A 24,211-nucleotide genomic window follows, 5' to 3' on the forward strand; every position below is an offset into this window, starting at 1 on the left:
GGGGCCTAGGCCCCTTTTCTTTGCTTACTTCGACAGCAGCATCTCGTTCATGCGCTTGACGAAGGAGGCCGGGTCGGCCAGGGTGCCGCCTTCGGCCAGCAGGGCCTGGTCGAACAGGATGTGGGCCCAGTCCCTGAACTTCTCGCCGGCGGCGTCTTCGTACTTCAGGCGCGTGACCAGCGGGTGCTGCGGGTTGATTTCCAGGATAGGCTTGGATTCCGGCGCGGCCTGGCCAGCAGCCTTCAGCATGCGCAGCAGGTTGCCCGACAGTTCGTGCTCGTCAGCCACCAGGCAGGCCGGCGAATCGGTCAGGCGGAAGGTGACGCGCACTTCCTTGGCCTTGTCGGCCAGCGCTTCCTTCATCTTGCCTACCAGTTCCTGGTACTGGGTTTCGGTCTCGGCGTGTTCCTTCTTCTCCGCCTCGTCCTCCAGCTTGCCCAGGTCCAGGCCGCCCTTGGCCACCGAATGCAGCTCCTTGCCTTCGAAGTCGTTCAGGAAGGACAGCATCCATTCGTCGACGCGGTCGGTCAGCAGCAGCACTTCGACGCCCTTCTTGCGGAAGATCTCCAGGTGCGGCGAGTTCTTGGCGGCGGCGTAGCTGTCGGCGGTGACGTAATAGATCCTGTCCTGGCCTTCTTTCATGCGGCCCACATAGGCTTGCAGCGACACATCCTGCACATCGCTCTCGTTGTGGGTCGAGGCAAAGCGCAGCAGCTTGGCCAGGCGCTCCTTGTTGGCGAAGTCTTCGCCGATGCCTTCTTTCAGCACCTGGCCGAATTCGGTCCAGAAGGTCGCGTACTTATCCTTCTTTTCCTGCTCGTCGGCGTTGGCCAGTTCTTCCAGCATGCCCAACACGCGCTTGGTCGAGCCTTCGCGGATCGCCTTGACGTCGCGCGACTCCTGCAGGATTTCGCGCGACACGTTAAGCGGCAGGTCGGCCGAATCGATCACGCCTTTGACGAAGCGCAGGTAGGTCGGCATCAGCTGTTCGGCATCGTCCATGATGAACACGCGCTTGACGTACAGCTTGATGCCGCCGCGCTTGTTGCGGTCCCACAGGTCGAACGGCGCCTTGGCCGGGATGTACAGCAGCTGAGTGTATTCGCTACGGCCTTCGACCCGGTTGTGGGTGTAGGCCAGCGGTGCGCCGAAATCGTGCGACACGTGCTTGTAGAATTCTTCGTACTGTTCCGCGGTGATCTCGCTCTTGGAGCGGGCCCACAGGGCGCTGGCCTGGTTGATGGTTTCCAGCTCGTCCTTGAGCACGGTTTCCTTCTTCTCTTCGTCCCACTCTTCCTTCTGCATCTGGATCGGCAGCGAGATGTGGTCGGAGTACTTGCGGATGATGGACTTCAGTTTCCAACTCGACAACAGTTCATCCTCGCCTTCGCGCAGGTGCAGGATGATGTCGGTGCCGCGGCCGGCCTTTTCGATCTGCTCGATCGAGTAGTCGCCCTCGCCCGCCGACTCCCAGCGCACGCCTTCGGCGGCTGCCAGGCCGGCGCGGCGCGATTCGACCGTGATCTTGTCGGCCACGATGAAGCCGGAGTAGAAGCCGACGCCGAACTGGCCGATCAGGGCCGCGTCCTTCTGCTGGTCGCCGGAGAGCTTGCCGAAGAATTCCTTGGTGCCCGACTTGGCAATGGTGCCGAGGTGGGAAATCGCCTCGTCGCGGCTCATGCCGATGCCGTTGTCGGAAATGGTGATGGTGCGCGCGTCCTTGTCGAAGCTGACGCGGATTTTCAGCTCGTGGTCGTTGCCATACAGGGCGTCGTTATTGATCGCTTCAAAGCGCAGCTTGTCGGCCGCATCGGAAGCGTTGGACACCAGCTCGCGCAGGAAAATTTCCTTGTTCGAGTACAGCGAATGGATCATCAGTTGCAGAAGCTGCTTGACTTCTGCCTGGAACCCCATGGTTTGCTTGTTTTCTGCCATTTTTACCTCAATAGTCTTATACGGAACTTCGGAATCGCCCACATGGGGTCGCCTCAGCCGATTTCAAGCCCCGGCAACGTTTCAAAAATACAACCTTGTTGTGGACAAGGACTAGTGGTTCTCTTAGCATGGTAACAACGACGCGCCGGAGAGAACGTGATCAACGAAGGCCTGCTGCACGCGACCCTGCCGAAAGACACCTCGGACGCTTCCATGGTGCGCTGGATGCGCCTGGTACTGGCGGTCGCCTGCCTGTTTACGCTGGTGGTGGAACCGGCCGGCCGCGCCGACCTGCTGTCGCTGGGCGTGTTCCTGGCCTACCTGCTGCAAAGCGTCACCCTGCTCTTGCTGGCCAACCGCGCGATCCTGGTGCGCAGCAAGCTGGTGTACTGGCTCGACGTGGGCTGGTTCGCGCTGATGGTCTATGTCAGCGGCGGCGATGCCAGCTTCTACTTCCTGCTGTTCTTTTTCGCCATCCTCACCTCCGCTTTCAGCCACGGCTTCGAGGAAGGCGCCCGCATCACCATCGCGGCGTCGCTGGCGTTTGCCCTCACCTCCCTGTCCACCCAAAGCCAGGCGGAGATGGCGCTGGTGATGCTGCGCGCCACCTTCCTGCTGGCCCTTGGCTATATGATCGCGCACTGGGGCGGCATGGCCATGATCCAGCGCCAGCGCATGGCTTTGCTGCATGCGGTGAGCCAGATGTCCAATCCGCGTTTCGGGGTCGACCGCACCATCAGTTCCGTGCTCGAACAGACGCGCCAGTTTTATCACGCCCATAGCTGCATCCTGCTGATGCACGACAACAATGCCGCCAGCTGGACCCTGCGCGCGGCCAGCGCGGCCAATGCCGGGCGCCCGATCCACGCCAGCAACCTGGCGCCCGATGCCGCCGCCCCGCTGCTGGTGTGCGGCGAAGATTCCATCCTGCTGCTGCGCCAGCCGCGCGGCGCCTGGCTGCGGCGCGAGCTGCAGATCAAGCGCTACGACAGTGAACACCAGCGCTGGGTGGCCGAGGACGCCGAGGCCGGCGAGACCCTGGCCGAACTGCTCGATGCCCTGTCGCTGATCGCGGTGCCGCTGCCGCTGCGGCGCGGCTCGGGACGCCTGATCGTGGTGTCGCAGCGCCACCACTTCCACAAATCCGACGCCCTGTTCCTGCTGCAGATCGCGGCCCAAGCCTTTCCCGTGATCGAGAACATCGAACTGCTGGACCGCATGGCATCGGAAGCGGTGCTGCGCGAGCGCGAGCGTATCGCCCGCGACTTGCATGACACCACGATCCAGCCGTATATCGGCCTGCGCCATGGCGTCTCCGGCATCCGCCTGAAAGCCGATCCCGGCAACCCGCTGGTGCCGGACCTGGACAACCTGCTCGATGTCACCTCGCAGGTGGTGCGTGACTTGCGCAATTATGCCAAGAGCCTGCGCGGCGGGCTGGAAATGAAGGAACCGGAACTGCTGATCGCGCTGCGCCGGCAAGCGGCGCAGGTGCGCCAGTTCTACGACGTGCACATCAATGTGGAAACCAAGGGCGAACTGCATATGAGCGACCGCCTGGCGGCCGAGGTGTTCCAGATCGTCAACGAAGGCATGAGCAATATCTGCAAACATACCACCGCGCGCAACGGCTATATCGAACTGGCCTGCACCGCCGGCCAGCTCACCGTGCGGATTGAGAATGAATGTTCGGGCCAGCCGGTGCTAGACTTTACACCGAGCTCAATCGCTGAACGCGCCGCCGCGCTGGGCGGCGAGGCGCGCGTGCAGCGCGGCCGCCAGAACAACACGGCAGTACACATTATGATCCCGGTGTGAGGTGAGTATGGGGCAAGCCGACAAACGTATCCGCATCATGCTGGTCGATGACCACAAGACCCTGCTATGGGGCCTTGGCAAGCTGATTGAAAGTGAAGCGTTGAATATGCTGGTGGTCGGCACCGCGCGCGACTGCGACAGCGCGCTGGCCATGGCGCCGGAAGTGCTGCCCGACGTGATCCTGCTGGACATCGACCTGGGCGGCACCTGTTCGCTCGACATCATGCCGCGCCTGCTGGCCGGCTGCAATGGCGCGCGGGTGCTGGTGCTGTCTGGCACGCGCGACCGCGAACTGCTGGACCGCGCCGTGATGCTGGGCGCACGCGGGGTGGTCAGCAAGGATGAACCGGCGGAAACCGTCCTGAAAGCCATCGAGAAAGTCTACGGCGGCGAGCTGTGGCTCGATGGCGTCATGCTGAGCCGCGTGTTCGATGCGATGCGCAACCCGCAGGCCGCGCGCCGGCAAGATCCCGACATGGAAAAGATCGCCCAGCTGACGGCCAAGGAGCGCCGCATCTGCAGCCTGATTGCCACCGGCGGCGGTGCGGTGAACAAGGCGCTGGCGCAACAGCTGTTCATTTCCGAGCACACCTTGCGCAACCACCTGACCACCATCTACCACAAGCTGGGCGTGTCCAACCGCCTCGACCTCTACGTATTTGCCACCAAGCACAGGCTCGACCAGGCCGACCTGTAGCCCCTCCCGCACTCCTGCCTACTAGCGGCAGGGGTGCCGAAAACATTTCCCTCCATACATTCTCATTGAGCCGTGACAAATGTCACGCTTTGTCACGCAAAAAAAGGACTTCTGTCCCAGCCATAACAGGACAGATGTTTGATGGAAATCAAGACGCCAAGGCATAAAGTGGACTCATCAGCACGGCACACAATGTCGGCTGAGACTAGAACCAGGCAAGGCCAACACAACCATGTCCGGAGTACAGAATGCGTAACAGTTTCATGCCGCCCCACATCGCAAGCTTCATCGCCGACGAAGACGGCCGGGCCTTTTACGAATATGTGCTTGTAGCCTCACTGACAGTTGTCGTCGCCATCATTGTGCTTCTAGCGCTTGGAAAAGGCAGGTGAAACGGGCTTGTTCCGTGAAGCTGCAAACACTTTGGTGCAGTTATTAAACGTCCTGAAAGGAATCATCATGAAAGCCATCCAAAAATTCATCCGTGACGAACAAGGCGTGACCGCTATCGAATACGGCCTGATCGCTGCCTTGATCGCTGTCGTGATCATTGCTGCCGTCAAACTGATCGGTACCGAGCTCGACAAGACCTTCGACAAGATCGGTACCGCACTGACCACCGCCAACGGCTAATCCCCGTGCCTGCGTCCGGGGAGGTCCCCCCCCCGCCTCCCCGGACGGCTTTTTTCTGGAGGTGATCGTGAAAGTCCAGTTCTTACGCTTCCTCCGCAACGAATCCGGCGTCTCGGCAATCGAATACGCATTGCTGGCCGGACTGATCGCCGCGGTTATCGTGGTCGGCGTCGGTAAAACCGGCAGCCAGGTCCTCGCCCTGTTCAATTTTGTCAAATCCCAAGTCGTCCAGGCCACATCATGAGCGCTGTTCTTACCCAACGCATTGCGACCCGCCCCAGCCTGCTGCGCGCCCAGCTGCGCGAACACCGCCTGCTGCTGGCCATCGTCGGCGTGGAACTGGCCGCAGCCCTGGCGCTGTGCGCGGCCTACCCGCACAAGTTCCGCCACAACCTGCAGCTGGAAGGCTATCTGGCCACCCTGGCCATGGGCCTGGTGTTTGCGCTGTGCGGCTACACCATCTATGTCATGCTTTTCAAGCGCCCGGAACGCCTGGTGCGCTACCTGAAGCAACACCTGGGTGCTTACCTGACGCGCGAACGCCTGCTGTTTGCGGCGCCGGTACTGGCCATGCTGCCGCTGTTTGCCGCCAGCTTCACCGTGCTGAAAGCCGCCGTGCCCCTGGTCCAGCCATTTGCCTGGGACGCCCGCATTGCTGCCGCCGACGCCTGGCTGCATGGCGGCGTGCAGCCATGGCAGTTGCTGCAGCCCGTGTTCGGCAGCCCCGCCATGACCGCCTTCCTCAACTTCAACTACCACCTGTGGTTCTTCTTCATGCTGGCCACGGTGTACTGGCTGGCCTTCAACCTGGAGCGCCGCCAGCTGCGCATGCAGTTCATGCTGAGCTTCGTGCTGAGCTGGAGCTTGCTGGGCAATGTGATGGCGATGCTGTTCTCTTCCGTCGGACCCTGCTATTACGGCTTTGTGGTGCCGGGCGCCGATCCGTTTTCCGGCCTGATGCAACAGCTGCGCGAAGCCAATGAAGTGATCCCGGTGATGGCGCTGCAAGTGCAGGATACGCTGTGGCAAGACTATGCGACCAGCCGCGGCACCAATGCCCTCAGCATTTCGGCCATGCCCAGCATGCACGTGGCCAGCTCGGTGCTGCTGGCCCTGCTCGGCTGGCGCCTGCACCGCTGCGCCGGCATCGCGCTCACCGTTTTTGCCGTGCTGATCCAGCTCGGTTCGGTGCACCTGGGCTGGCACTACGCGCTCGACGGCTACCTCGGTGCACTGGGCGCCTGGCTGATCTGGACCTGCTGCGGCAAGCTACTGCAAGGGAGCGCGGCATGAATTTCGATAGCCGCCTGTTGCTGCCGGCCGTGCTGCTGGCCGGTCTGCTGGCCTGGGCCGTGGCCAGCGATGTACGCAGCCGCCGCATCCCCAACCAGCTGGTGCTGCTGGGCATCTTGGCCGGCCTGGCGCTGCAAGCGACGGTGACCCCGGGCGCCGGGCTGTTCAGCGCGCCCTTCGGCGCGCTGGGCTTGCTGCAAGCCTGCGCCGGCATGGCGCTCGGCCTGCTGCTCCTGCTGCCAATGTATGCGCTGGGCGCGCTGGGCGCCGGCGATGTCAAGCTGATGGCCATGCTCGGAACCTTCCTCGGCCCGCTCGACGTCCTGGGCGCCGGTCTGTCCAGCGTGCTGGCCGGCGGCGTGCTGGCCCTGCTGGTGTCGCTGTGCCAGGGCAGCCTGCGCAAGGTCGGCGACAACGTCAAGGTGATGGTGCTGGGCAGTGTGCTGCGCGGCATGTCCGGCGGCAGCGCGCGCATCGATGCGCCCGTCACCGCCACCGGCCAGCTGCCTTACGCGGTGGCCATTGCCTGCGGCACCGTGTGCTACCTGTTGCTGACCCGTTACTTTGGCTGGAGCCTGCTATGAATACCCAACCTATCCTTGGCACCCGTGCCGTCAGCCTGCTGGCCACGATGGCACTGGCCAGCGTCTGGCTGCTGTTCTCGGTGGCCCATGCGCGCGCCTTCAATGCCACTGGCGACTGGACCTACCTCTTGTTCGTGGCCTCGGAAACCCTGGTGGCGGCGCTGTTCATGCTGCGCTCGGAGCCGGCTGCCGTCTCGCATTCGCCGCTGGACTGGGTGCTGGCCATCACTTCCACCGGCGCGCCCTTCCTGTTCGCCCCCAGCGGCGAAGGCCTGCTGCCGGCGGCGCGGGTGCTGATCGTGGCCGGCGTACTGCTGCAGATCGGCGGCCTGCTCTCGCTCAACCGCAGCTTCGGCCTGGTGGCGGCCCGGCGCCAGATCAAGACCTCCGGCCTGTACCGCTGGATGCGCCATCCCCTGTACGCCAGCTACCTGCTCAGCTATGTGGGCTATGTGCTGTCCAATTCCAGCATCGGCAATGCCGCCACCTGCCTGTTGGCCTCGCTGTTGCTGCTGGCCCGCCTGCTGCGCGAAGAACGCTTCCTGTCGCGCGACAGCGAGTATGTGCTGTACATGCGCCGCGTGAAATACCGCGTCCTGCCAATGGTGTTTTAAGAGAGGTCTGCCATGCCTGCCGATTTCGAAGAACCAAGCAAGCGCCCCTGGGCCGACGACCCGCTGCGCGTTCCCGCCCCGCGCACCGTGGAGGAAACCGGGCTGCCCTTCCTGCTGCTGGTGGAACTGGCCAGCAAGGTGCTGTACCAGCGCGGCCAGATCAAGCTCAATGAGCTGGCCGGCCACCTGAAGCTGCCGCCATCGGTGCTGGACCCGGTGCTCACTTTCATGCGCACCGAAAAGCTGATGGAGATGGTGCGCCGCGGAGTCAGCAATACCGATGCCGACATCGTCTACAACCTGACCGATACGGGCCGCGCCCGCGCCGCGGAGTTTGTGCGCCGCGATGCTTACGCCGGCGCCGCCCCGGTGACCTTCAGCGACTATGCCGAACGCGTGCGCACTCATAGTGTGGCGCAGATGCACGTCAGGCGCGAACATATCCGCAAGACGTTCGACGGCATCGTCGCCAGCCCAGCAGTGCTTGACCAGTTGGGCGCGGCCATGAACAGTGGCCGCGCCATCTTTATCCACGGTCCGGCCGGCAGCGGCAAAACCTACCTGGCAGAACGCCTGAACGGCCTGCTGCAAGGGCAGATCGCCGTGCCGCATGCGTTGCTGGTGGACGGCGACATCATCCCGCTCTACGACCCGGTGGTGCACACCGCCATCGAGGACACGCCGCCTCCGGGCATGCTGTTCGACCGCCGCACCCCGCGCGACCAGCGCTGGGTGCGCAGCCAGCGACCCGCCGTCATCACCGGCGGCGAACTGACCCTGGAAGCGCTGGACTTGCGCTTCGACCCGGCAACCCGCCTGTACCAGGCGCCGCCGCACCTGAAAGCCAATGGCGGCATCTTCATCATCGACGACCTGGGGCGCCAGCGCTGCTCGCCGGTCGAATTGATGAACCGCTGGATCGTGCCGATGGACCGCCAGGTCGACTACCTCTCGCTGCAGAACGGCTACAAGTTCCCGGTGCCGTTCGACGTGGTGGTGATCTTCTCCTCCAACCTGCCGCCCGAATCGCTGGCCGACGGCTCCTTCCTGCGCCGCCTGGGCTACAAGATCCACGTCGGCGCGCTCACCCCGGAACAGTACGAAACCGTGTTCCGCCAGGTGTGCCAGCGCTACAAGGTGCCGTTCGAAGCCGAATCGTTCGCCTGGCTGACGCGCCAGCACCATACACACCAGCGGCCGCTGATGGCCTGCTACCCACGCGACCTGGTATCGCAGCTGCGCGACCTGGCCGCTTATGAAGGACGCCTGCCCACGCTCGATATCGCCTCGCTCGAGTGGGCATGGAACAACTATTTTTCAGCGGCTTAAAACCAAGGACGCAAGGGGATTATCATGAGGAACACACGAGCAATGATCATGATGGTGGTAGCCATCGCCCTGGCCTTCGTGGCCGTTGTAGTGGCGGCGCGCTGGATCAACGCGCAAGCGAGCGGCAGCACCGCCAAGGTGGCGGTGGCCCAGGTCGACATCAGCCTGGGCGCGCGCATCACGCCGGACATGGTGCGCCTGGTGGACTGGCCCGCCTCGGTGCAGCCGCCTGGCGCCATCAAGGACGACAAGGCGCTGGAATCGCGCGTCACCCGCACCAGCATCACGCGCGGCGAACCGATCCTGGAAGCCAAGCTGGCGCCGCCGGGCACCCAGGGCGGCCTGTCGGCGGTGGTGGCCGAAGGCAAGCGCGCCATGACCGTGCGCGTCAACGACGTGGTGGGCGTGGCCGGTTTCGCCCTGCCGGGCAATTACGTCGACATCCTGGTCAACACCCAGGAAGAAGGCCAGCGCACCCAGACCAAGGACCCCACCATCTCCAAGATCGTGCTCGAACGCATCCTGGTGCTGGCCGTGGCGCAGGAATCCTCGCGCGACGAGACCAAGCCGAAAGTGGTCAACGCGGTGACGCTGGAACTGACCCCGGAACAGGTGGAAAAACTGGACCTGGCACGCAGCGTGGGCAGCCTGTCGCTGGTGCTGCGCAACCAGGTCGACCCGAACCCTGCGCTCACCAGCGGCGCCACCAAGACCACCCTGCTGGGCGCCGCACCGACTGCGCCGGCACCGAAGGCGGCAGCCCCTGCCCCGGCACCCCGCCCCGTGCCGGTGCGCAAGGTGGCCACCGTGCCGCCGCCGGGCATGAAAGTGGAAATGATCAAAGGCCTGGACCGCAGCAGCCAACAATTCTGATACGGAGCTACTCATGAAAAGGATAAGCACCGCAGTACCGAGCATCCTGGGCGCCCTGCTGGTCTTGCCCGCCATGCTGACGCCGGCCGCCGCCCAGGTGGGCGCCGAGGCAGCCGTGGTCGCGCAGCAGCCCAAGGCCAAGGCCAGGGCCGGCGCGTCCGGCCGCAAGGCCGAAGCCGCGCTGCCGGCCGCCATGCCGGAGGGCCGCACCGAGCTGGCGCCGGCCATGCAGCTGGCCGAAGGCAAATCCAGCATCGTGCGCCTGCAGCACCCGGCGGCACGGGTGGCGGTGGGCGACGCCCGCATCGCCGACGTGATCCTGCTCAACCCGCGCGAAGTGTATATGCTGGGCCGCACCGTCGGCACCACCAACCTGATCGTGTGGCAGAAGACCGGCGACACCGTCATTGCCGACCTGACCGTCAGCGCCGACACGGTGACCCTGCAGGCGGGCATCGACAAGCTGACCGGCCAGGCCGGCATGGTGAAGGTGACCCCGGCCGCCGACTCGATCATGCTGAGCGGCACCGTGCCGGACGTGGTGATGGCCGAACATGTGCTGCAGATGGCCAATGCCTTCGTCACGCGCCAGCGCCCCACCAGCAGCGGCGGCCCCGGCAGCGGCGCTTCCGCCCCGGCCGGCGCCAGCATGCAGCCGGTTGCCATGGGCGAAGGCGGCATGTCGCTTAAGGTCATCAATATGCTGACCATCGCCGCGCCGCAGCAGGTGATGCTGGAAGTGAAGGTGGCCGAAGTCTCGAAGACCCTGGTCGACCAGCTCGGCGCCAGCTTCGGCATCAGCCACGCCAGCGGCAGCTGGACCTATACCCTGCTGTCGAATCTCCTGAGCGGCAATCCGTCGCTGTTCAACGGCACCAAGAGCAACGGCACCTTCTTCTCCATCGATGCGCAAAAACGCGACGGCCTGGTGAAGATGCTGGCCGAGCCTAACCTGATGGCCATCAGCGGCCAGGAAGCCAGCTTCCTGGCCGGCGGCAAGATCTTCATCCCGGTCGCCTCAACCCCGGACGGCGGCGGCTTCACCCGCATCACGCTGGAAGAAAAGGAATTCGGCGTGGCCGTGCGCTTCACCCCCACGGTGCTGGGCGATGGCCGCATCAACCTGAAAGTGGCGCCGGAAGTGTCGGAACTGAACAAGGAAGGCGTGGGCATCTCGGCCGCCGGCGTCAACGGCACTGCCATCCTGCCTTCGTTCACCACGCGCCGCGCCGCCACGACGGTGCAGCTGTTCGACGGCCAGAGCTTCGCCATCGGTGGCCTGATCAAGAACAACTCGACCAACAATATCAAGGCCGTGCCGGGCCTGGGTGAAATTCCCGTGCTGGGCGCCCTGTTCCGCTCCAACGACTTCCAGACCGACCGCACCGAACTGGTGTTCGTGATCACGCCGCGCCTGGTGAAACCGCTGCCGCCCGACCTTGCCAGCAACAACCTGCCGACCTCGAACGTGACCGACCCGAGCCGCGCGGCACGCCTCTTCATGGGCAAGATGGAAGGCGAACCGCCGCAACGCCAAGACAAATCCCCCAAGCCTGGCCAGCCGGCCGGCGGTTTTGACCTGAACTAGGAGGCCATCATGAACCGTAATTTCCTGCGCGCCGCCCTGTTGCCACTGACCCTGGCCGCCTGCATGGCGCCCACGCCCCACGTCGACCGCAACCTCGGGCATGCAGCCACCGATATGCGCAATGCGCAAATCATGAACCCCGCCGCCGATCGCAAGATGGCGGGACCGCTGGGCCTGGACGGCCCCGCCTCCAAGGCCGCCTACGACCAGTACGTGAAGTCCTTCAAGGCGCCTGAAAAGAACGCCAACACCTTCCTGATCGGCGTCGGCCGCTAGGAGACAGCCATGGTCCAGCACACACTCAAGCATCACCAGCAAAGCGGCGCAGTAGCCGTGATGTCTGGCCTGCTGCTCATGCTCGTCCTGATCCCGGTCAGCGGCCTGGTGCTGGACCTTGGCCACCTGTACATCGTCAAGACCGAGCTGCAGAACATGGCCGACGCCTCGGCCCTGGCCGCCGGCAAGGACCTGGACAACTCCGATGCTGGCCTGAACAAGGCCGTCGCCTCGGGCAAGGCGCTGGCGCAGAAAAACCGCTACGACTTCGGCAGCACGCTGACGCTGCAGGACGCCAATTTCCGCTTCGCCGCCGGCCCGGACGGCCCCTGGTACACGCTGGCGCAAAGCCTGGGCAATGCCACCGGCCGCACCTTTGTCGAAGTCGACACCCGCACCGGCGGCTCGGGCGGCACGGCGCAAACCATCAACACCTGGCTGATGCGCATTGCCGGTAACAACAGCACCTCCACCTATGGCCGGGCGGTGGCGGGCCGCTTCGTCACCACGGTGACGCCGATCGGCATCTGCGCCGTCGACCCGACCCGCCGTACCACCAGTTACAACTACGGTTCGTTCACGGAAATCGTCGAATATGGCTTTCGCCGCGGCATGTCGTACAACGTGTTCTCACTGGGCTCGCTGGGCGGCGCCAGCTCCGACCCGTACCAGATCAACCCAGTCAACGCTCCGCCCAATGCCTGCAATCCGGCCAACTCTTCGGCCAACGTCACGGCGCCCTTCATGTGCGTCGGCAACAGCGCCGTTCTGCCGTCCGGGATCGGCCAGGTCTACACCAATACCGGCGTGACCGCCTCGCTGGACAAGGCGCTCAACTCGCGCTTCAACGACTACTCCGGCGGCTCCAAATGCGATCCTGCCAGCGCGCCGCCCGATATCAATATCAAGGAATACGACTGCGTCGGCGCCAGCCCCTGCGCCGGACCGACCGCCGTCACCGCCCCAACCGGATGGCAGGATTCGAACGCCACCAACACCGCTCTGCCCAACCAGCAATCGGTGGACACATGGAGCAGCACCAGCGGTTTGTACACGCCAAAATATGCACTGCCGCACGAGGCCACGGGCAATACCTGGCCATCGTCGCCTTATACGCGCAACGGCGTTGCCGGACAGCTTGCCAGCTACCCGCAGCATGGAGTGATGTGGTCATACACCCCGGCCATCCAGGCCGATGGTGCCACGGCCGTGACGCCAGCCCAGGCCAATGCTACGTCCGGCACCAGCAAGATGTACGGTTCGCTGGGCAGCGCGACCGACTACATCGACGCCGCCAACTATCCCACCAGCGTGGGTGCCGGCTTCACGTCGCAGTATGCGGCGCCCTACAACCAGGCGAGCGGCCCCACCTTCCAGGCCCCGGCCGGGCGCAGCGGGGTGGAGAACCGCCGCATCCTGAACATCGTGCTGATCGACTGCCGCACTCCGCCTGTTGGCAGCGGCGCCTGCGGCGTGATGAACGTGGTCGGCATCGGCAAGTTCTTCATGCAGAAAAAAGCCGACTTCTCCGGCACCCCGATGCGGCTGAACGTCGAATTCACCGGCCTGCTGGAGCCGGTGCCCACCGCTGAAGTCAAACTGTACAAGTGATCGCCATGCGTACCCGCCCATTTACCAAGCAATCCGGAGCCGCCCTGGTCGAATTCGGACTGGTGGCATCGATCCTGTTCCTGCTGCTGGCAGGCACCTGGGAGCTCGGCCGCGCCTTCGCCTATTACGATGCCTTAAGCAAGGCCACCCGCGACGGCGCCCGCTACATGAGCGTGGCCAAGAGCGCCACCATCAATTCGAGCTCGGTCAGCACCGCCAAGGACATCGTCATGGCCGCCGCCAGCGCCGCCAAGGTGCCAGGCTTCGCCCGCAGCAATGTGGTGGTCACCTGCCTGGATGCCTCGTACAACGACAGCGCCTGCATCGACGGCACGGCACCGGGCGGCATACGGGTCGAGATCACCGGCTACGCCATCAACATCGGCCAGACCGTACCGCTGATCGGCAATTCGGTCCGCGTCATCAACCTGACCCCGCGCACCACCATGCGCTACATGCTGTGAGGATGCCATGCAAACCCTGGCCCGTCATTCCAGCCTGAAACGCCAGAGCGGCGCGGCGATCGTGGAATTCGCCATCATCGGCAGCCTGCTGCTGGCCTTCATCTACGGCATCTTCGAGTTCGGCCGCATGATGTACGTCTATAACACCATGCAGGAAATCAGCCGCCGCGGCGCGCGCGAGGCGACCGTGCGCTGGGTCTCGGACAGCGCCGCCATCAAGAGCTTCGCCCTGTTCGGCGCATCCACCCTGCCGGGCGGCCCGGAAATCACCAGTTCCAACATCTTCATCCGCTACCTGCGTGCCAACGGCGTCGATGAGGTCACCGCCGTTCCGCTCGACGCCGGCGACAACCTGTCGGCCTGCAACGACGCCACCCGCACCACGGAATGCATCATGTACGTCGAAGTCTCGGTCCGGAACGTCGAGTACAAACCCTTGATTTTCAAGGCCGGCGCCGTCACCGCCACGCGTCCGGCCAACGCCATGCCGCAAGCCACCACTGTCGTCTACGCCGAAAGCCTCGGCTTTACCAACTGAGCGATGCCATGAAGATCACCGCCATCTCCAGCAATGACAAGCAACTGTTCGAAATCGCCCGCATCCTGCGCGAGCGCAGCCCGGCCGACCAGGTCGACGTGCTGCCCGGCCTGCTCGACAAGCTGCCGCGCTTTGACGGCCTGGCGCCGGACCTGCTGCTGGTTGCCCAGCCGCTGCTCAATGGCGACGATTTCGAACGCCTGGAAACGCTCAGCGTGCAGCACCCGGACATGGCCATCATCGTCGCCTGCACCCAGCAGACTCCCGACTTCCTGATGCAGGCCATGCGCGCCGGCGTACGCGAAGTGCTGCCGGTGCCGATCGACGGCGCCGCGCTGCAGGCAGCGGTGCGCCGCCTCGACGAGAAGCGCAATTTCAGCGCCCGCTCGCTGGGCAAGGTGCTGGCCTTCATCTCCTGCAAAGGCGGCAGCGGCGCCACCTTCCTGGCCGCCAACCTGGGTTACGCGCTGGCTGCGGCCGAAGGCAAGAAAGTGGCGCTGTTCGACTTCAACCTGCAGTTTGGCGACGCCTCGCTGTTCGTTTCCGACCAGCGCCCCGCCGCCAGCGTGGCCAGCGTGGCGCAGCAGATGCACCGCCTGGACGCCTCGCTGCTGTTTTCCAGCATGGTGCAGGTGACCCCGAACTTCCACGTACTGGCCGCACCGGACGACCCAACCCAGGCCAACGACGTGCATCCCGAACACGTCGACGCCCTGCTGCGACTGGCGCGCCAGCACTACGACTTCGTGGTGCTCGATATCGGCCGCAGCCTGGACGCCGTTTCGGTGCGCGCCCTGGACCAGGCCGACATGATCTTCCCCATCCTGCAGGCCACGCTGCCGTATATCCGCGACGGCAAGCGGCTGCTGCAGGTTTTCCGTTCGCTTGACTATCGGAAGGACAAAATCCACCTGATCGTCAATCGCCATTCGAACACCGGCGACATCCGCCTGCGCGACTGCGAGCAAGCCTACGGTATGGAGATGTTCCGCACCATCCCGAACCACTACGAAGCTGCCGCCGCCTCGGTCAACCAGGGCGTGCCGATCCTGCAGCTCCAGCGCACCAGCCCGATTTCCCGGGCATTGCAGGACCTGGCGCGTACCCTGGCCGGCGACAGCAGCACCGAGTCGCGCGGCTGGTTGTCCCGAATCCTCCAGCGCGCATAGCGCCGCGTCCCCAGCCCAGCCCATGGAGCCGATCATGCAAGTACCAGCCCAGAACCTTCGCAACCGCCTCGGCGCCGCCGCGCCCATCAACGGCAATATCTCCGCCCTGCGCCAGTCCGAGGCGATCGACAACCGCGCCTACCAGCAGCTCAAGCACCGCATCCACCAGACGCTGCTCGACCGGGTCGACCTGGAAGGCATGCAGCGCCTGACCCAGGACCAGATCCGCGACGAGCTGAAGATCCTGGTCGAGCGCCTGCTGGAAGAGAACATGGTGGTCATTAACGACAGCGAACGGCGCAACCTGACGCGCGACATCCAGTACGAGGTGCTGGGTTTCGGGCCGCTGGAACCGCTGCTGGCCGATCCCAACGTGTCGGACATCCTGGTGAACGGGGCGCACCAGGTGTACGTGGAACGCAAGGGCTGCCTGGAGCTGACGGCTGTCACCTTCAACGACGATGCGCACCTGATGAAGATCATCGACAAGATCGTGTCGCGCGTGGGACGCCGCATCGACGAGTCGAGCCCGATGGTCGACGCGCGCCTGCCGGACGGCTCGCGCGTCAACGCCATCATCCCGCCGCTGGCGATCGACGGCCCGGTGCTGTCGATCCGCCGCTTCTCGGCCGACCCGCTGGGCCTGGCGGAGCTGATCAGCTTCAATTCGATGACCGAGGCCATGGCCACCATCCTGCAGGCGCTGGGCAAGAGCAAGGTGAATATCCTGATCTCGGGCGGCACCGGCTCCGGCAAGACCACCATGCTCAATGCGATCTCCGGCTACATCAGCCACAGCGAGCGCATCGTCACCATCGAAGACGCGGCCGAGCTGCAGCTGCAGCAACCGCACATCGTGCGCCTGGAAACCCGCCCGCCCAACATCGAGAACAAGGGCGAGGTGACGCAGCGCTCCCTGGTGCGCAATGCACTGCGCATGCGCCCCGACCGCATCATCCTGGGCGAGGTGCGCGGCGCCGAAGCGCTGGACATGCTGCAGGCCATGAATACCGGCCACGAGGGCTCGATGGCCACGATCCACGCCAACACCCCGCGCGACGCGCTGACCCGCCTGGAGAACATGATCAGCATGGGCGCTGCCGGCCTGCCGGTGAAGGCCATGCGCCAGCAGATCGCTTCCGCCATCGGGGTGGTGGTGCAGGTGGCGCGCCTGACCGACGGCAAGCGCAAGCTGATGTCGATCCAGGAGATCACCGGCATGGAAGGCGAAATGATCACCATGCAGGAAATCTTCTGCTTCAAGCAGACCGGGGTGGGCACGGACGGCGCGGTGCAGGGCTATTTCAGCGCCACCGGCGTGCGGCCGCGCTTCGGCGAGCGCCTGCGCACCTTCGGCGTCACCCTGGCCGACGATATCTTCGACCCAACCGTGCAAAAGAGGACGTAAGCCATGGACTACCTCTACTACGCAACCGGCATCCTGGTCTTCCTGGCCGTGGTGCTGCTGATCGAAGGCATGTACCTGACCTGGAATTCGGCCAAGGGGCCGGAAGCGGAACGGGTTGCGCGCCGCCTGCGCATGATGTCGGCCGGCAGCCACGCCGGCGGCGAAAGCGCCTCGATGATCAAGAAGCGCCTGCTCAGCGAGAGCCCGCTGTTCCAGCGCCTGCTGCTGCAGATGCCGCGCGTCAGCCATCTGGACCGCTTGCTGGAGCAGTCCGGCATGACATGGACGGTTTCGGACCTGCTGGTGCTGTCGCTGATCAGCCCCGTGCTGGCCGGCGGCCTGGCACTGTTCCTGCGGCTGCCGCTGCTGCTGGTGCTGCCGCTGATGGCTGGCTCGGTATGCATCCCGCTGCTGCTGGTGCTGAGGGCAAAAAGCAAGCGCCTGGCCAAGGTGGACCAGCAGCTGCCCGATGCGCTGGACCTGATCGGCCGCGCCCTGCGCGCCGGCCACGCCTTTCCTACCGCGATGAAGATGGTGGGCGACGAAATGAATGCACCGATCGCCGACGAATTCAAAGCCACCTTCGACGAGGTCAATTTCGGCATTTCCATGAACGACGCGCTGATGAACATGGCCACCCGGGTGCCCAGCACCGACCTGCGCTACTTCGTGATCGCCGTGATGATCCAGCGCGAGACCGGCGGCAACCTGGCCGAACTGCTGGACAACATCAGCAAGATCGTGCGCGAGCGCATGAAGCTGCTGGGCCAGATCCGCGTGCTGTCGGCCGAGGGCCGCATGTCGGCCTGGGTGCTCGGCCTGCTGCCGTTTGCCGCCGCGCTGATGATCCAGCTCAGCAATCCCGGCTTCCTGGCCGTGCTCTACACCGACCCGGCCGGCCAGAAGATGGTGGCCGGCGCACTGGTCATGATGTTCCTGGGCGTGCTGGCAATGCGCAAGATTATCCGGATTCGCGTCTAGCGGGAGAATGAGATGAACGTCCTACAAATGGCCTTCCTGGCCCTGGTATTCCTGCTGGTGTTCGGCACCGCCTATGTGGTCATGCTGCGCTTTAGCGGCAATCCGGTGCAGGGCCGCCTGCAGCAGGTCAGCGGCCAAGCTTCAGGCATTCGCCGCCGTGAGCGCATCAACCCCAACCTGCTGGCGCGCATCGCGGCCTGGCTGGCGCCGGTCGCCAAACTGTCCGGCGGCGAAACCGAGGAGTGGGAGAAATCGTCGCTGCGCACGCGCTTCATGAATGCGGGCCTGCGCCATGCCTCCATGGGGCCGCTGTACTTCGCCGGCAAGACCTCGCTGGCCATCATCCTGCCGCTGGTCATGTACGCCGCGCTGGTGCTGTCCGGGTCCCGCCTGTCGGGCAATGGCCTGATGTTCTGGCTGCTGCTGGCCGCGGCACTGGGCTACTACCTGCCGAACTTCATACTGCGCTGGGCGGTCAACCGCCGCCAGCTCGAGATCTTCGAGTCCTTCCCCGATGCGCTGGACCTGATGACCGTTTGCGTCGAGGCCGGCCTGGCGATGGACGCCGCCTTGCTGCGGGTGGCGGAAGAAATCGGCATCAAGAGCCCGATCCTGGCCGATGAACTGAACCTGGTGACCCTGGAGCTGCGCGCCGGCCTGGCCAAGGAGCGCGCCTTGCGCAACCTGGCGCTGCGCACCGGAGTGGAAGACGTGGACGCGCTGGTGGCCATGCTGATCCAGGCCGAGCGCTTCGGCACCAGTATCGCCGACTCGCTGCGCGTGCAGTCCGAACAGCTGCGTACGCGGCGCCGCCAACGCGCCGAAGAAGCCGCTGCCAAGATTTCCCTGAAACTGCTGTTCCCTTTGATCTTCTTCATCTTCCCATCGCTGCTGGTGGTGTTGATGGGGCCTGCCTTTATCTCCATTTACCGCGTTCTGCTGCCAACCATGGGCGGCGCCGACGCCGGCTAGAAAGGAATTGCCATGATCAAGCTCAAGCCAATCGCCCTGGCCGTAATGGGTTGCGGCCTTCTCTGCGCATGCGGTACCCCGCCGGCGTCGCGTCCGTTGGCCTTGCAGCCGGTTGTACGCGGCGACATGCCGGGCAACCAGGCTGCCAGCTGGAACCGGCTGGCGCGCTTCCACCACGAGCGCGGCCAGTTGGCCCTGGCCCTGGGGGCGTATGCACAATCGCTGGCCCTCGATGCCAACCAGCTGGAGGCCCGCAACGCGGTAGCCGTGATCGAAGCGCAGCGCGGCGACCTGGAACTGGCGCGCAAGGCCCTGGTGGCGCTGGTGAAGGACTATCCGGGCGAGGCGCAGCCGCATACCAACCTGGGCTACGTGCAGCACCTGCTGGGCGACCATGCCGGGGCGGCACAGACGCTGCGCCGTGCGATGGCACTGGGCGCGGGCCCGAAGGCATTCCAGAACCTGCAACTGGCCGAAGCGGCGCTCGGCATCGCACCGGCAGGCGATGCGCCGCAGCTCACCGTGGCCCCCGCAGCACCGGCACCGGACGCCCCGCTTGCGCCGGCCCCCGCGGCGTCGGCGCCCGCCGCCGTTGCGCCATCGGTCGTGGCGCCATCCGTTGTTGCCGCCCCCCTCGCCGCACCGTCCGTCCTGGTGCCCACCGAGGCGGCGCCGCCGGTGCCGGCCCCGGTTGCAGCTGCGCCGCGGGTAGCGCCGGTCACCGCAGCGCCCAACATGGCCCTGCTGTCCGGGACTGAAGCTGCGCCGGCCGCGGTCCTTGTCCCGCGCAAGGAACCGCAGCCACTGGCCGCCCTGCCTTCGGCGGCGGCGCGCGACATCGCCAGCTATATGGAACTGATCAAAGTCGCCGGCAACGTCTACCAGCTGAAAGCCCGCGTTGCCCCCGAGCCGGCAGCCGCGCCGGCCATTCCCGCGGCACCAGACAACGCGGCCGTCGAGACCAAGGCCGCCGTGGCGGCCTCCCAAGCGGCCGGCGCGGTGCGCCTGGCACGCCTGGAAGTCTCGAACGGCAATGGCGTCACCGGCATGGCGCGCCGCTTCCGCAGCGTGCTCGGACAGATCGGGATTCCCGTCGACCGCCTGAGCAATGCCAAACCTTACCGGCAGGTGGTGACCACCATCCAGTACAGCCCGGGCTTCGAAAAACAGGCTGCCAGCCTGCAAAAAGCCTTGCAAGGCAAGGTGCAGCTCGCCAGCCGGCAGTTGGCCTCCAGCGATGTGCGGCTGGTGCTGGGCAAGGACGCCAGGCTTAGCCTCACCGCAGCCACCGAAGCGGCGGCGCTGTCGATGGTTGCCATGGAAGCGAAAGACTAAGACCCGAGCTCGCGCTGCAGGAAGCGCCAGATTTCCGGCGCCTGCAGCGCAGCGATGTTCAGCCGCATGAACTGCGACGGAAGCTGGCTGGGCGAGAACAGGCTGCCCGGCGCCAGCAGCAAACCCTGCCCCATGGCCTTTTCGGTCAGCACATTGGTGTCGCACCCGGCATCGACCCACACGAACATGCCCGCCGGCGGCGCGCTGGCAATGCGCATTCCCGTCTTTTCGAGCTGGCGCACGGTGCGCGCGCGCAGTCCGTCGAGACGCGTGCGGATGCGCTCCGTGTGCTTGCGGTAGCTGCCTTCCGACAGCACCTTGTGCACGACCCGCTCGCCGATATCGCTGGTGGTCAGGGTCTGCAGCATCTTGCGATCGGCCAGGCGCTGCGCCATCTCTTCCGATGTGGCGATAAAGCCGACCCGCAGGTTGGCAGCCATGGTCTTGGAAAAACCACCCAGGTAGATCACACGCTTTAGCTGGTCGAGCGCAGCCATGCGGGTGGCGGGCTGCACGCTGCTGCCCGGGTGCAGGTCGCAGTAGATATCGTCTTCCACGATGGTGATGCCGTGTTCCTCCGCAATGCGCAGGATCTGGAAAGCCTTGGCCGCCGACAGCGAAGTGGAACTCGGGTTATGCAGCACGGTGTTGATCACGTACAGCTTGGGCTTGTGGATAGCGGCCAGTTCGGCCAGTTGCGCGATATCGGGGCCGTCGGCCAGGCGCGGGATGCCGACCACGCGCGCGCCCAGTGCGGCGAAGGAACCGAACATCAGGAACCAGGCCGGATCGTCGACGAATACCGTATCGCCGGGACGGGTGAATTCGCGCGCCACCATGTCCAGCGCCTGGGTCACGCCGGCGGTGGTGACGATCTGCTCCGGCGCGGCGCCGATTTCGAGTTCGGCCAGCTTGTGCTGCAGGTGCTGGCGCAGCGGCAGGTAGCCTTGCGGCACACCGTAATTCAAGAGAATGCTGCTGTGCTGGCGGCTGATGGCGCGCAGCGCATTGCCGATCGCCACGCCATCGAGCCAATCGGCCGGCAGCACGCCGGTGCCGGGCATGTGCTGGTGCGGCACGGTGCGGAACATATTGCGCACCAGCCAGACCACGTCCAGACCGTGCGAGCCTTCCGGCTGCGCCAGGCCCGCCTCGCGCGCTGCCGGCTGCGGCGCCTGCAGCGGCGCACGGTCGCGGATAAAGAAGCCGGCGCCGCGCCGCGATTCGAGATAGCCGCGCGCCACCAGCTTGTCGTAGGCGCCAACCACGGTGAAGGGCGACACGCCGTGCGAGGTGGCGAACTGGCGGATCGAGGGCATGCGGGCGCCGGCGCGCAGTACGCGGTCGTCAATGCGGGCCGCGATGCTGCGCACGATCTGGTCGCTGAGTGACTCGCCGCCTGCGCGGCTTAGCAGGATTGTATTGGTCATATCGCCATCACAGTGCGTGAAATTATCCGTGCAAGTGTACTGGTACTGTACTGGTTACTTATTCTACGATACACCCATCCCCTTCAAACTTCCAGTGATCAAAGGAGCCTGCGCCATGAACCTGCTGCCTACCCGTGCCGAACTTGATGCCGCTGCCGCCATCGTCTATGGCGCGATGCCGGCCACGCCGCAGTTTTCCTGGCCGCTGCTGAACGAGGCGCTGGGCACGGAAGCCTGGGTCAAGCATGAAAACCATACGCCGACCGGCGCTTTCAAGGTGCGCGGCGGCCTGGTCTACCTCGACGGGCTGCTAAAGCGCGAGCCTGGCGTGGCGGGCATTGTGTCGGCTACGCGCGGCAATCATGGCCAATCGATTGCCTTTGCGGCACGCCGGCATGGCGTGAAGGTCAGCATTGTGGTCCCGCACGGCAACAGCGTTGAGAAGAACGCCGCCATGCGCGGGCTGGGCGCCGATCTGATCGAGTACGGCGACGACTTCCAGGCCAGCCGCGAATATGCGCTGTCGCTGGCACGCAAGCAGGACTTGCATATGGTGCCGTCGTGCCATGCGGACCTGGTGGCCGGCGTGGCAAGCTACTGGATGGAGCTGTTCCATGCGCAGCCTGGGTTGGATACGGTCTTTGTGCCGATCGGCCAGGGATCGGGCTTCTGCGCAGCTATCGCGGCGCGCGAGGCGCTGGGACTGCGTACACGCGTGATTGGCGTGGTGTCCAGCCACGCACCAGCCTACCTGGAGTCGTTCCGCAGCGGCGAACTGCGCGAGGCGCCCACCTCCACCGAACTGGCGGACGGCATGGCTTGCCGCACGCCCGATGCGGGCTCGCTGGAAGTCGTGCGGCGTTATGCGGACGACGTGGTTGCCGTCGGCGACGAGGAAGTGGCGCGCGCCATCCGCCTGTACTACCGGGCGACGCATAACCTGGCCGAAGGCGCGGGGGCGGCGGCGCTGGCGGCGGCCTTGCGCCTCAAGCACGACCCGCGCGTGGCGGGCTGCAAGGTGGGCTTGCCGCTGACCGGGGCGAACGTCGACGCGGAGAAGATCATGCGCGTATTGTCAGAGGTGCTGCCATGACGCCTTACTCACATGATGGGCCGGGGTGGCACCAAACCGGTAAACCAGTGTCAGACCCGCGCGGTCAGACACCAGTTATGCATGTGCCGCAGCTTGGTGTCAGACCCTGCGGGTCTGACGGGTCCGGCCATCCGGCCGGTTTGCCGGTGTTGGGTGCAGAAACCCAAGGCATGCTGCTCGGCTTCATCGGCGTCGCCATCTTCAGCCTGACGCTGCCCTTCACCCGCCTGGCCGTGGCCGGGCTCGATCCCATCTTCGTGGCCATGGGCCGCGCCGTGGCTGCAGCTGTACTGGCCCTGTGCTGGCTGCGCTGGAAACGCGCCCCGCTGCCGACCCGTGCCCAGTTGCCAACCCTGCTGGCGGTCATGATCGGCTGCGTGCTCGGGTTCCCCCTGCTCACTTCCATTGCCATGCGCACCCTGCCCGCCTCGCACGGCGCGGTGCTGGTCGGCATCCTGCCGCTGGCCACCGCCCTGTTTGCCGCACTGCGCGGCCATGAGCGCCCTTCGCTCGGCTTCTGGTGCATGGGCGCAGCCGGCAGCGCCCTGGTGGCCGGCTTCGCGCTGCGCCAGTCCGGCGGCGGGCTGCATGCGGCCGACCTGGCCGTTTTCGCCGCCGTGGCGCTGGCCGCCATGGGCTATGCCGAAGGCGGCCGCCTGGCGCAAACCATGGGCGGTGAGCAGGTGATCGGCTGGGCGCTCGTGCTGTCGCTGCCGCTGGCCGCGCCGGCCAGCGCCTGGCTGCTGTGGCGCGACTGGCAAAGCATTGCCGCCGCCCCAGCCGGCGCCTGGCTGGGCTTCAGCTACGTTTCCGTGTTCTCGATGTTCATCGGCTTCTTTTTCTGGTACCGCGGCATGGCGCTGGGCGGCGTGGCCAGGGTCGGCCAGGTGCAGCTGGTCCAGCCCGGATTATCGTTGGTCGCCGCTGCCGTGGTCCTGAACGAAACTTTGCATATTGAGCATATTCTGTTCACTTTTGCCGTAATTGCCGTCGTCGGCGCAGGAAAACGCATGAAAGTGGCCCGTTGACCGTGACGAATTCGGCAACGTGCAGAGTACAATAACGTATTCACGGAACCTTTTTCTTGGAAATCACATGTCTGTCTACGAAAAACTGCAGTCGCTCGATATTACCCTGGCCGCACCAGCCGCCCCGGTAGCCGCTTACGTCATGCACGTTCAAACCGGTAACCTGGTGTTCCTGTCCGGCCACATCGCCAAGAAAGCCGACGGCACCCCATGGGTTGGCCAACTGGGCAAGAATATCTCGACCGAAGAAGGCAAACAGGCAGCACGCTCGATCGCCATCGCCATGATGGGCACCCTGCAGGAAGCCTGCGGCGGCGACCTGACCCGCGTCAAGCGCATCGTCAAGGTCATGAGCCTGGTCAATTCCACCCCGGACTACAGCGAACAGCACCTGGTCACCAACGGCTGCTCCGAGCTGCTGGGCGAAGTGTTCGGCGACGCCGGCAAGCATGCGCGCTCCGCCTTTGGCGTGGCGCAGATCCCGCTTGGCGCCTGCGTTGAAATTGAACTGATCGCCGAAATCGCTTAACCCCCGCTAGAGA

General features: G+C 65.1%; 25 protein-coding genes. 23 read left to right on the plus strand and 2 right to left on the minus strand.

Features of this window, described 5'->3' with window-relative positions:
- Nucleotides 1–24: 24 nt before the first annotated feature.
- Nucleotides 25–1,935, minus strand: coding sequence for a molecular chaperone HtpG (gene htpG / locus ACWBU6_RS20570; protein WP_452645236.1), 1,911 nt, complete (start codon nucleotides 1,933–1,935; stop codon nucleotides 25–27).
- 156 nt (nucleotides 1,936–2,091) lie between these two features.
- On the opposite strand from htpG, the gene ACWBU6_RS20575 reads away from it, so the two are divergent.
- From ACWBU6_RS20575 to ACWBU6_RS20670, 20 genes are all read left to right on the plus strand, one after another.
- Nucleotides 2,092–3,753, plus strand: a complete 1,662-nt coding sequence (locus ACWBU6_RS20575; protein ID WP_452645237.1) for a sensor histidine kinase — start codon at nucleotides 2,092–2,094, stop codon at nucleotides 3,751–3,753.
- Nucleotides 3,754–3,760: 7 nt separating this feature from the next.
- Complete coding sequence (locus tag ACWBU6_RS20580; RefSeq protein ID WP_452645238.1) at nucleotides 3,761–4,450, plus strand: response regulator; 690 nt, start codon at nucleotides 3,761–3,763, stop codon at nucleotides 4,448–4,450.
- 248 nt (nucleotides 4,451–4,698) lie between these two features.
- A complete protein-coding gene (locus ACWBU6_RS20585) occupies nucleotides 4,699–4,842 on the plus strand; it encodes a hypothetical protein (RefSeq protein ID WP_452645239.1) in 144 nt (47 codons plus the stop codon).
- Between the two features lie 67 nt (nucleotides 4,843–4,909).
- Nucleotides 4,910–5,083, plus strand: a complete 174-nt coding sequence (locus ACWBU6_RS20590; RefSeq protein ID WP_090437064.1) for a Flp family type IVb pilin — start codon at nucleotides 4,910–4,912, stop codon at nucleotides 5,081–5,083.
- Nucleotides 5,084–5,150: 67 nt separating this feature from the next.
- A complete protein-coding gene (locus ACWBU6_RS20595; protein WP_452645240.1) occupies nucleotides 5,151–5,327 on the plus strand; it encodes a Flp family type IVb pilin in 177 nt (58 codons plus the stop codon).
- Nucleotides 5,324–6,376, plus strand: coding sequence for a phosphatase PAP2 family protein (locus ACWBU6_RS20600; RefSeq protein WP_452645241.1), 1,053 nt, complete (start codon nucleotides 5,324–5,326; stop codon nucleotides 6,374–6,376). The genes ACWBU6_RS20595 and ACWBU6_RS20600 overlap by 4 nt, the downstream gene beginning before the upstream one ends.
- Nucleotides 6,373–6,960, plus strand: coding sequence for an A24 family peptidase (locus tag ACWBU6_RS20605; RefSeq protein WP_452645242.1), 588 nt, complete (start codon nucleotides 6,373–6,375; stop codon nucleotides 6,958–6,960). Before ACWBU6_RS20600 ends, ACWBU6_RS20605 begins: the two co-directional genes overlap by 4 nt.
- Complete coding sequence (locus ACWBU6_RS20610; protein WP_452645243.1) at nucleotides 6,957–7,574, plus strand: methyltransferase family protein; 618 nt, start codon at nucleotides 6,957–6,959, stop codon at nucleotides 7,572–7,574. The genes ACWBU6_RS20605 and ACWBU6_RS20610 overlap by 4 nt, the downstream gene beginning before the upstream one ends.
- Before the next feature lie 12 nt (nucleotides 7,575–7,586).
- Entirely contained in the window at nucleotides 7,587–8,903 is a 1,317-nt protein-coding gene (locus ACWBU6_RS20615) for an ATP-binding protein (protein WP_452645244.1), read from the plus strand.
- A gap of 24 nt (nucleotides 8,904–8,927) precedes the next feature.
- Nucleotides 8,928–9,776 (plus strand): Flp pilus assembly protein CpaB, encoded by an 849-nt coding sequence (gene cpaB, locus ACWBU6_RS20620; protein ID WP_452645245.1) that lies wholly within the window; start codon nucleotides 8,928–8,930, stop codon nucleotides 9,774–9,776.
- A 13-nt stretch (nucleotides 9,777–9,789) separates the two neighbouring features.
- Nucleotides 9,790–11,364 (plus strand): type II and III secretion system protein family protein, encoded by a 1,575-nt coding sequence (locus ACWBU6_RS20625; protein ID WP_452645246.1) that lies wholly within the window; start codon nucleotides 9,790–9,792, stop codon nucleotides 11,362–11,364.
- A gap of 9 nt (nucleotides 11,365–11,373) precedes the next feature.
- Nucleotides 11,374–11,640 (plus strand): hypothetical protein, encoded by a 267-nt coding sequence (locus ACWBU6_RS20630; protein WP_452645247.1) that lies wholly within the window; start codon nucleotides 11,374–11,376, stop codon nucleotides 11,638–11,640.
- Between the two features lie 9 nt (nucleotides 11,641–11,649).
- Complete coding sequence (locus tag ACWBU6_RS20635; RefSeq protein WP_452645248.1) at nucleotides 11,650–13,251, plus strand: pilus assembly protein TadG-related protein; 1,602 nt, start codon at nucleotides 11,650–11,652, stop codon at nucleotides 13,249–13,251.
- Between the two features lie 5 nt (nucleotides 13,252–13,256).
- Entirely contained in the window at nucleotides 13,257–13,715 is a 459-nt protein-coding gene (locus ACWBU6_RS20640) for a TadE/TadG family type IV pilus assembly protein (RefSeq protein ID WP_452645249.1), read from the plus strand.
- 7 nt (nucleotides 13,716–13,722) lie between these two features.
- Nucleotides 13,723–14,253, plus strand: a complete 531-nt coding sequence (locus tag ACWBU6_RS20645) for a TadE/TadG family type IV pilus assembly protein (protein ID WP_452645250.1) — start codon at nucleotides 13,723–13,725, stop codon at nucleotides 14,251–14,253.
- 8 nt (nucleotides 14,254–14,261) lie between these two features.
- Complete coding sequence (locus ACWBU6_RS20650; RefSeq protein WP_452645251.1) at nucleotides 14,262–15,422, plus strand: AAA family ATPase; 1,161 nt, start codon at nucleotides 14,262–14,264, stop codon at nucleotides 15,420–15,422.
- 34 nt (nucleotides 15,423–15,456) lie between these two features.
- Entirely contained in the window at nucleotides 15,457–16,830 is a 1,374-nt protein-coding gene (locus tag ACWBU6_RS20655) for a CpaF family protein (protein WP_452645252.1), read from the plus strand.
- Between the two features lie 3 nt (nucleotides 16,831–16,833).
- Complete coding sequence (locus ACWBU6_RS20660) at nucleotides 16,834–17,811, plus strand: type II secretion system F family protein (RefSeq protein WP_452645253.1); 978 nt, start codon at nucleotides 16,834–16,836, stop codon at nucleotides 17,809–17,811.
- A gap of 12 nt (nucleotides 17,812–17,823) precedes the next feature.
- Entirely contained in the window at nucleotides 17,824–18,783 is a 960-nt protein-coding gene (locus tag ACWBU6_RS20665; protein WP_452645254.1) for a type II secretion system F family protein, read from the plus strand.
- Nucleotides 18,784–18,795: 12 nt separating this feature from the next.
- Entirely contained in the window at nucleotides 18,796–20,118 is a 1,323-nt protein-coding gene (locus ACWBU6_RS20670) for a LytR C-terminal domain-containing protein (RefSeq protein ID WP_452645255.1), read from the plus strand.
- On the opposite strand, the gene ACWBU6_RS20675 is transcribed toward ACWBU6_RS20670, so the two are convergent.
- Complete coding sequence (locus ACWBU6_RS20675) at nucleotides 20,115–21,548, minus strand: aminotransferase-like domain-containing protein (RefSeq protein ID WP_452645256.1); 1,434 nt, start codon at nucleotides 21,546–21,548, stop codon at nucleotides 20,115–20,117. The two genes, ACWBU6_RS20670 and ACWBU6_RS20675, sit on opposite strands and share 4 nt — an antisense overlap.
- A 115-nt stretch (nucleotides 21,549–21,663) precedes the next feature.
- Here ACWBU6_RS20675 and ACWBU6_RS20680 point away from each other — a divergent pair, with 115 nt between their 5' ends.
- The 3 genes from ACWBU6_RS20680 (at nucleotide 21,664) to ACWBU6_RS20690 (ending at nucleotide 24,198) form a co-directional block, all read left to right on the plus strand.
- A complete protein-coding gene (locus ACWBU6_RS20680) occupies nucleotides 21,664–22,641 on the plus strand; it encodes a threonine dehydratase (protein WP_452645257.1) in 978 nt (325 codons plus the stop codon).
- A gap of 170 nt (nucleotides 22,642–22,811) precedes the next feature.
- Nucleotides 22,812–23,669, plus strand: a complete 858-nt coding sequence (locus tag ACWBU6_RS20685; RefSeq protein WP_452645258.1) for a DMT family transporter — start codon at nucleotides 22,812–22,814, stop codon at nucleotides 23,667–23,669.
- A gap of 67 nt (nucleotides 23,670–23,736) precedes the next feature.
- Complete coding sequence (locus ACWBU6_RS20690) at nucleotides 23,737–24,198, plus strand: RidA family protein (RefSeq protein ID WP_452645259.1); 462 nt, start codon at nucleotides 23,737–23,739, stop codon at nucleotides 24,196–24,198.
- Nucleotides 24,199–24,211: the final 13 nt, after the last annotated feature.

Source organism: Pseudoduganella sp. HUAS MS19 (assembly GCF_053615455.1).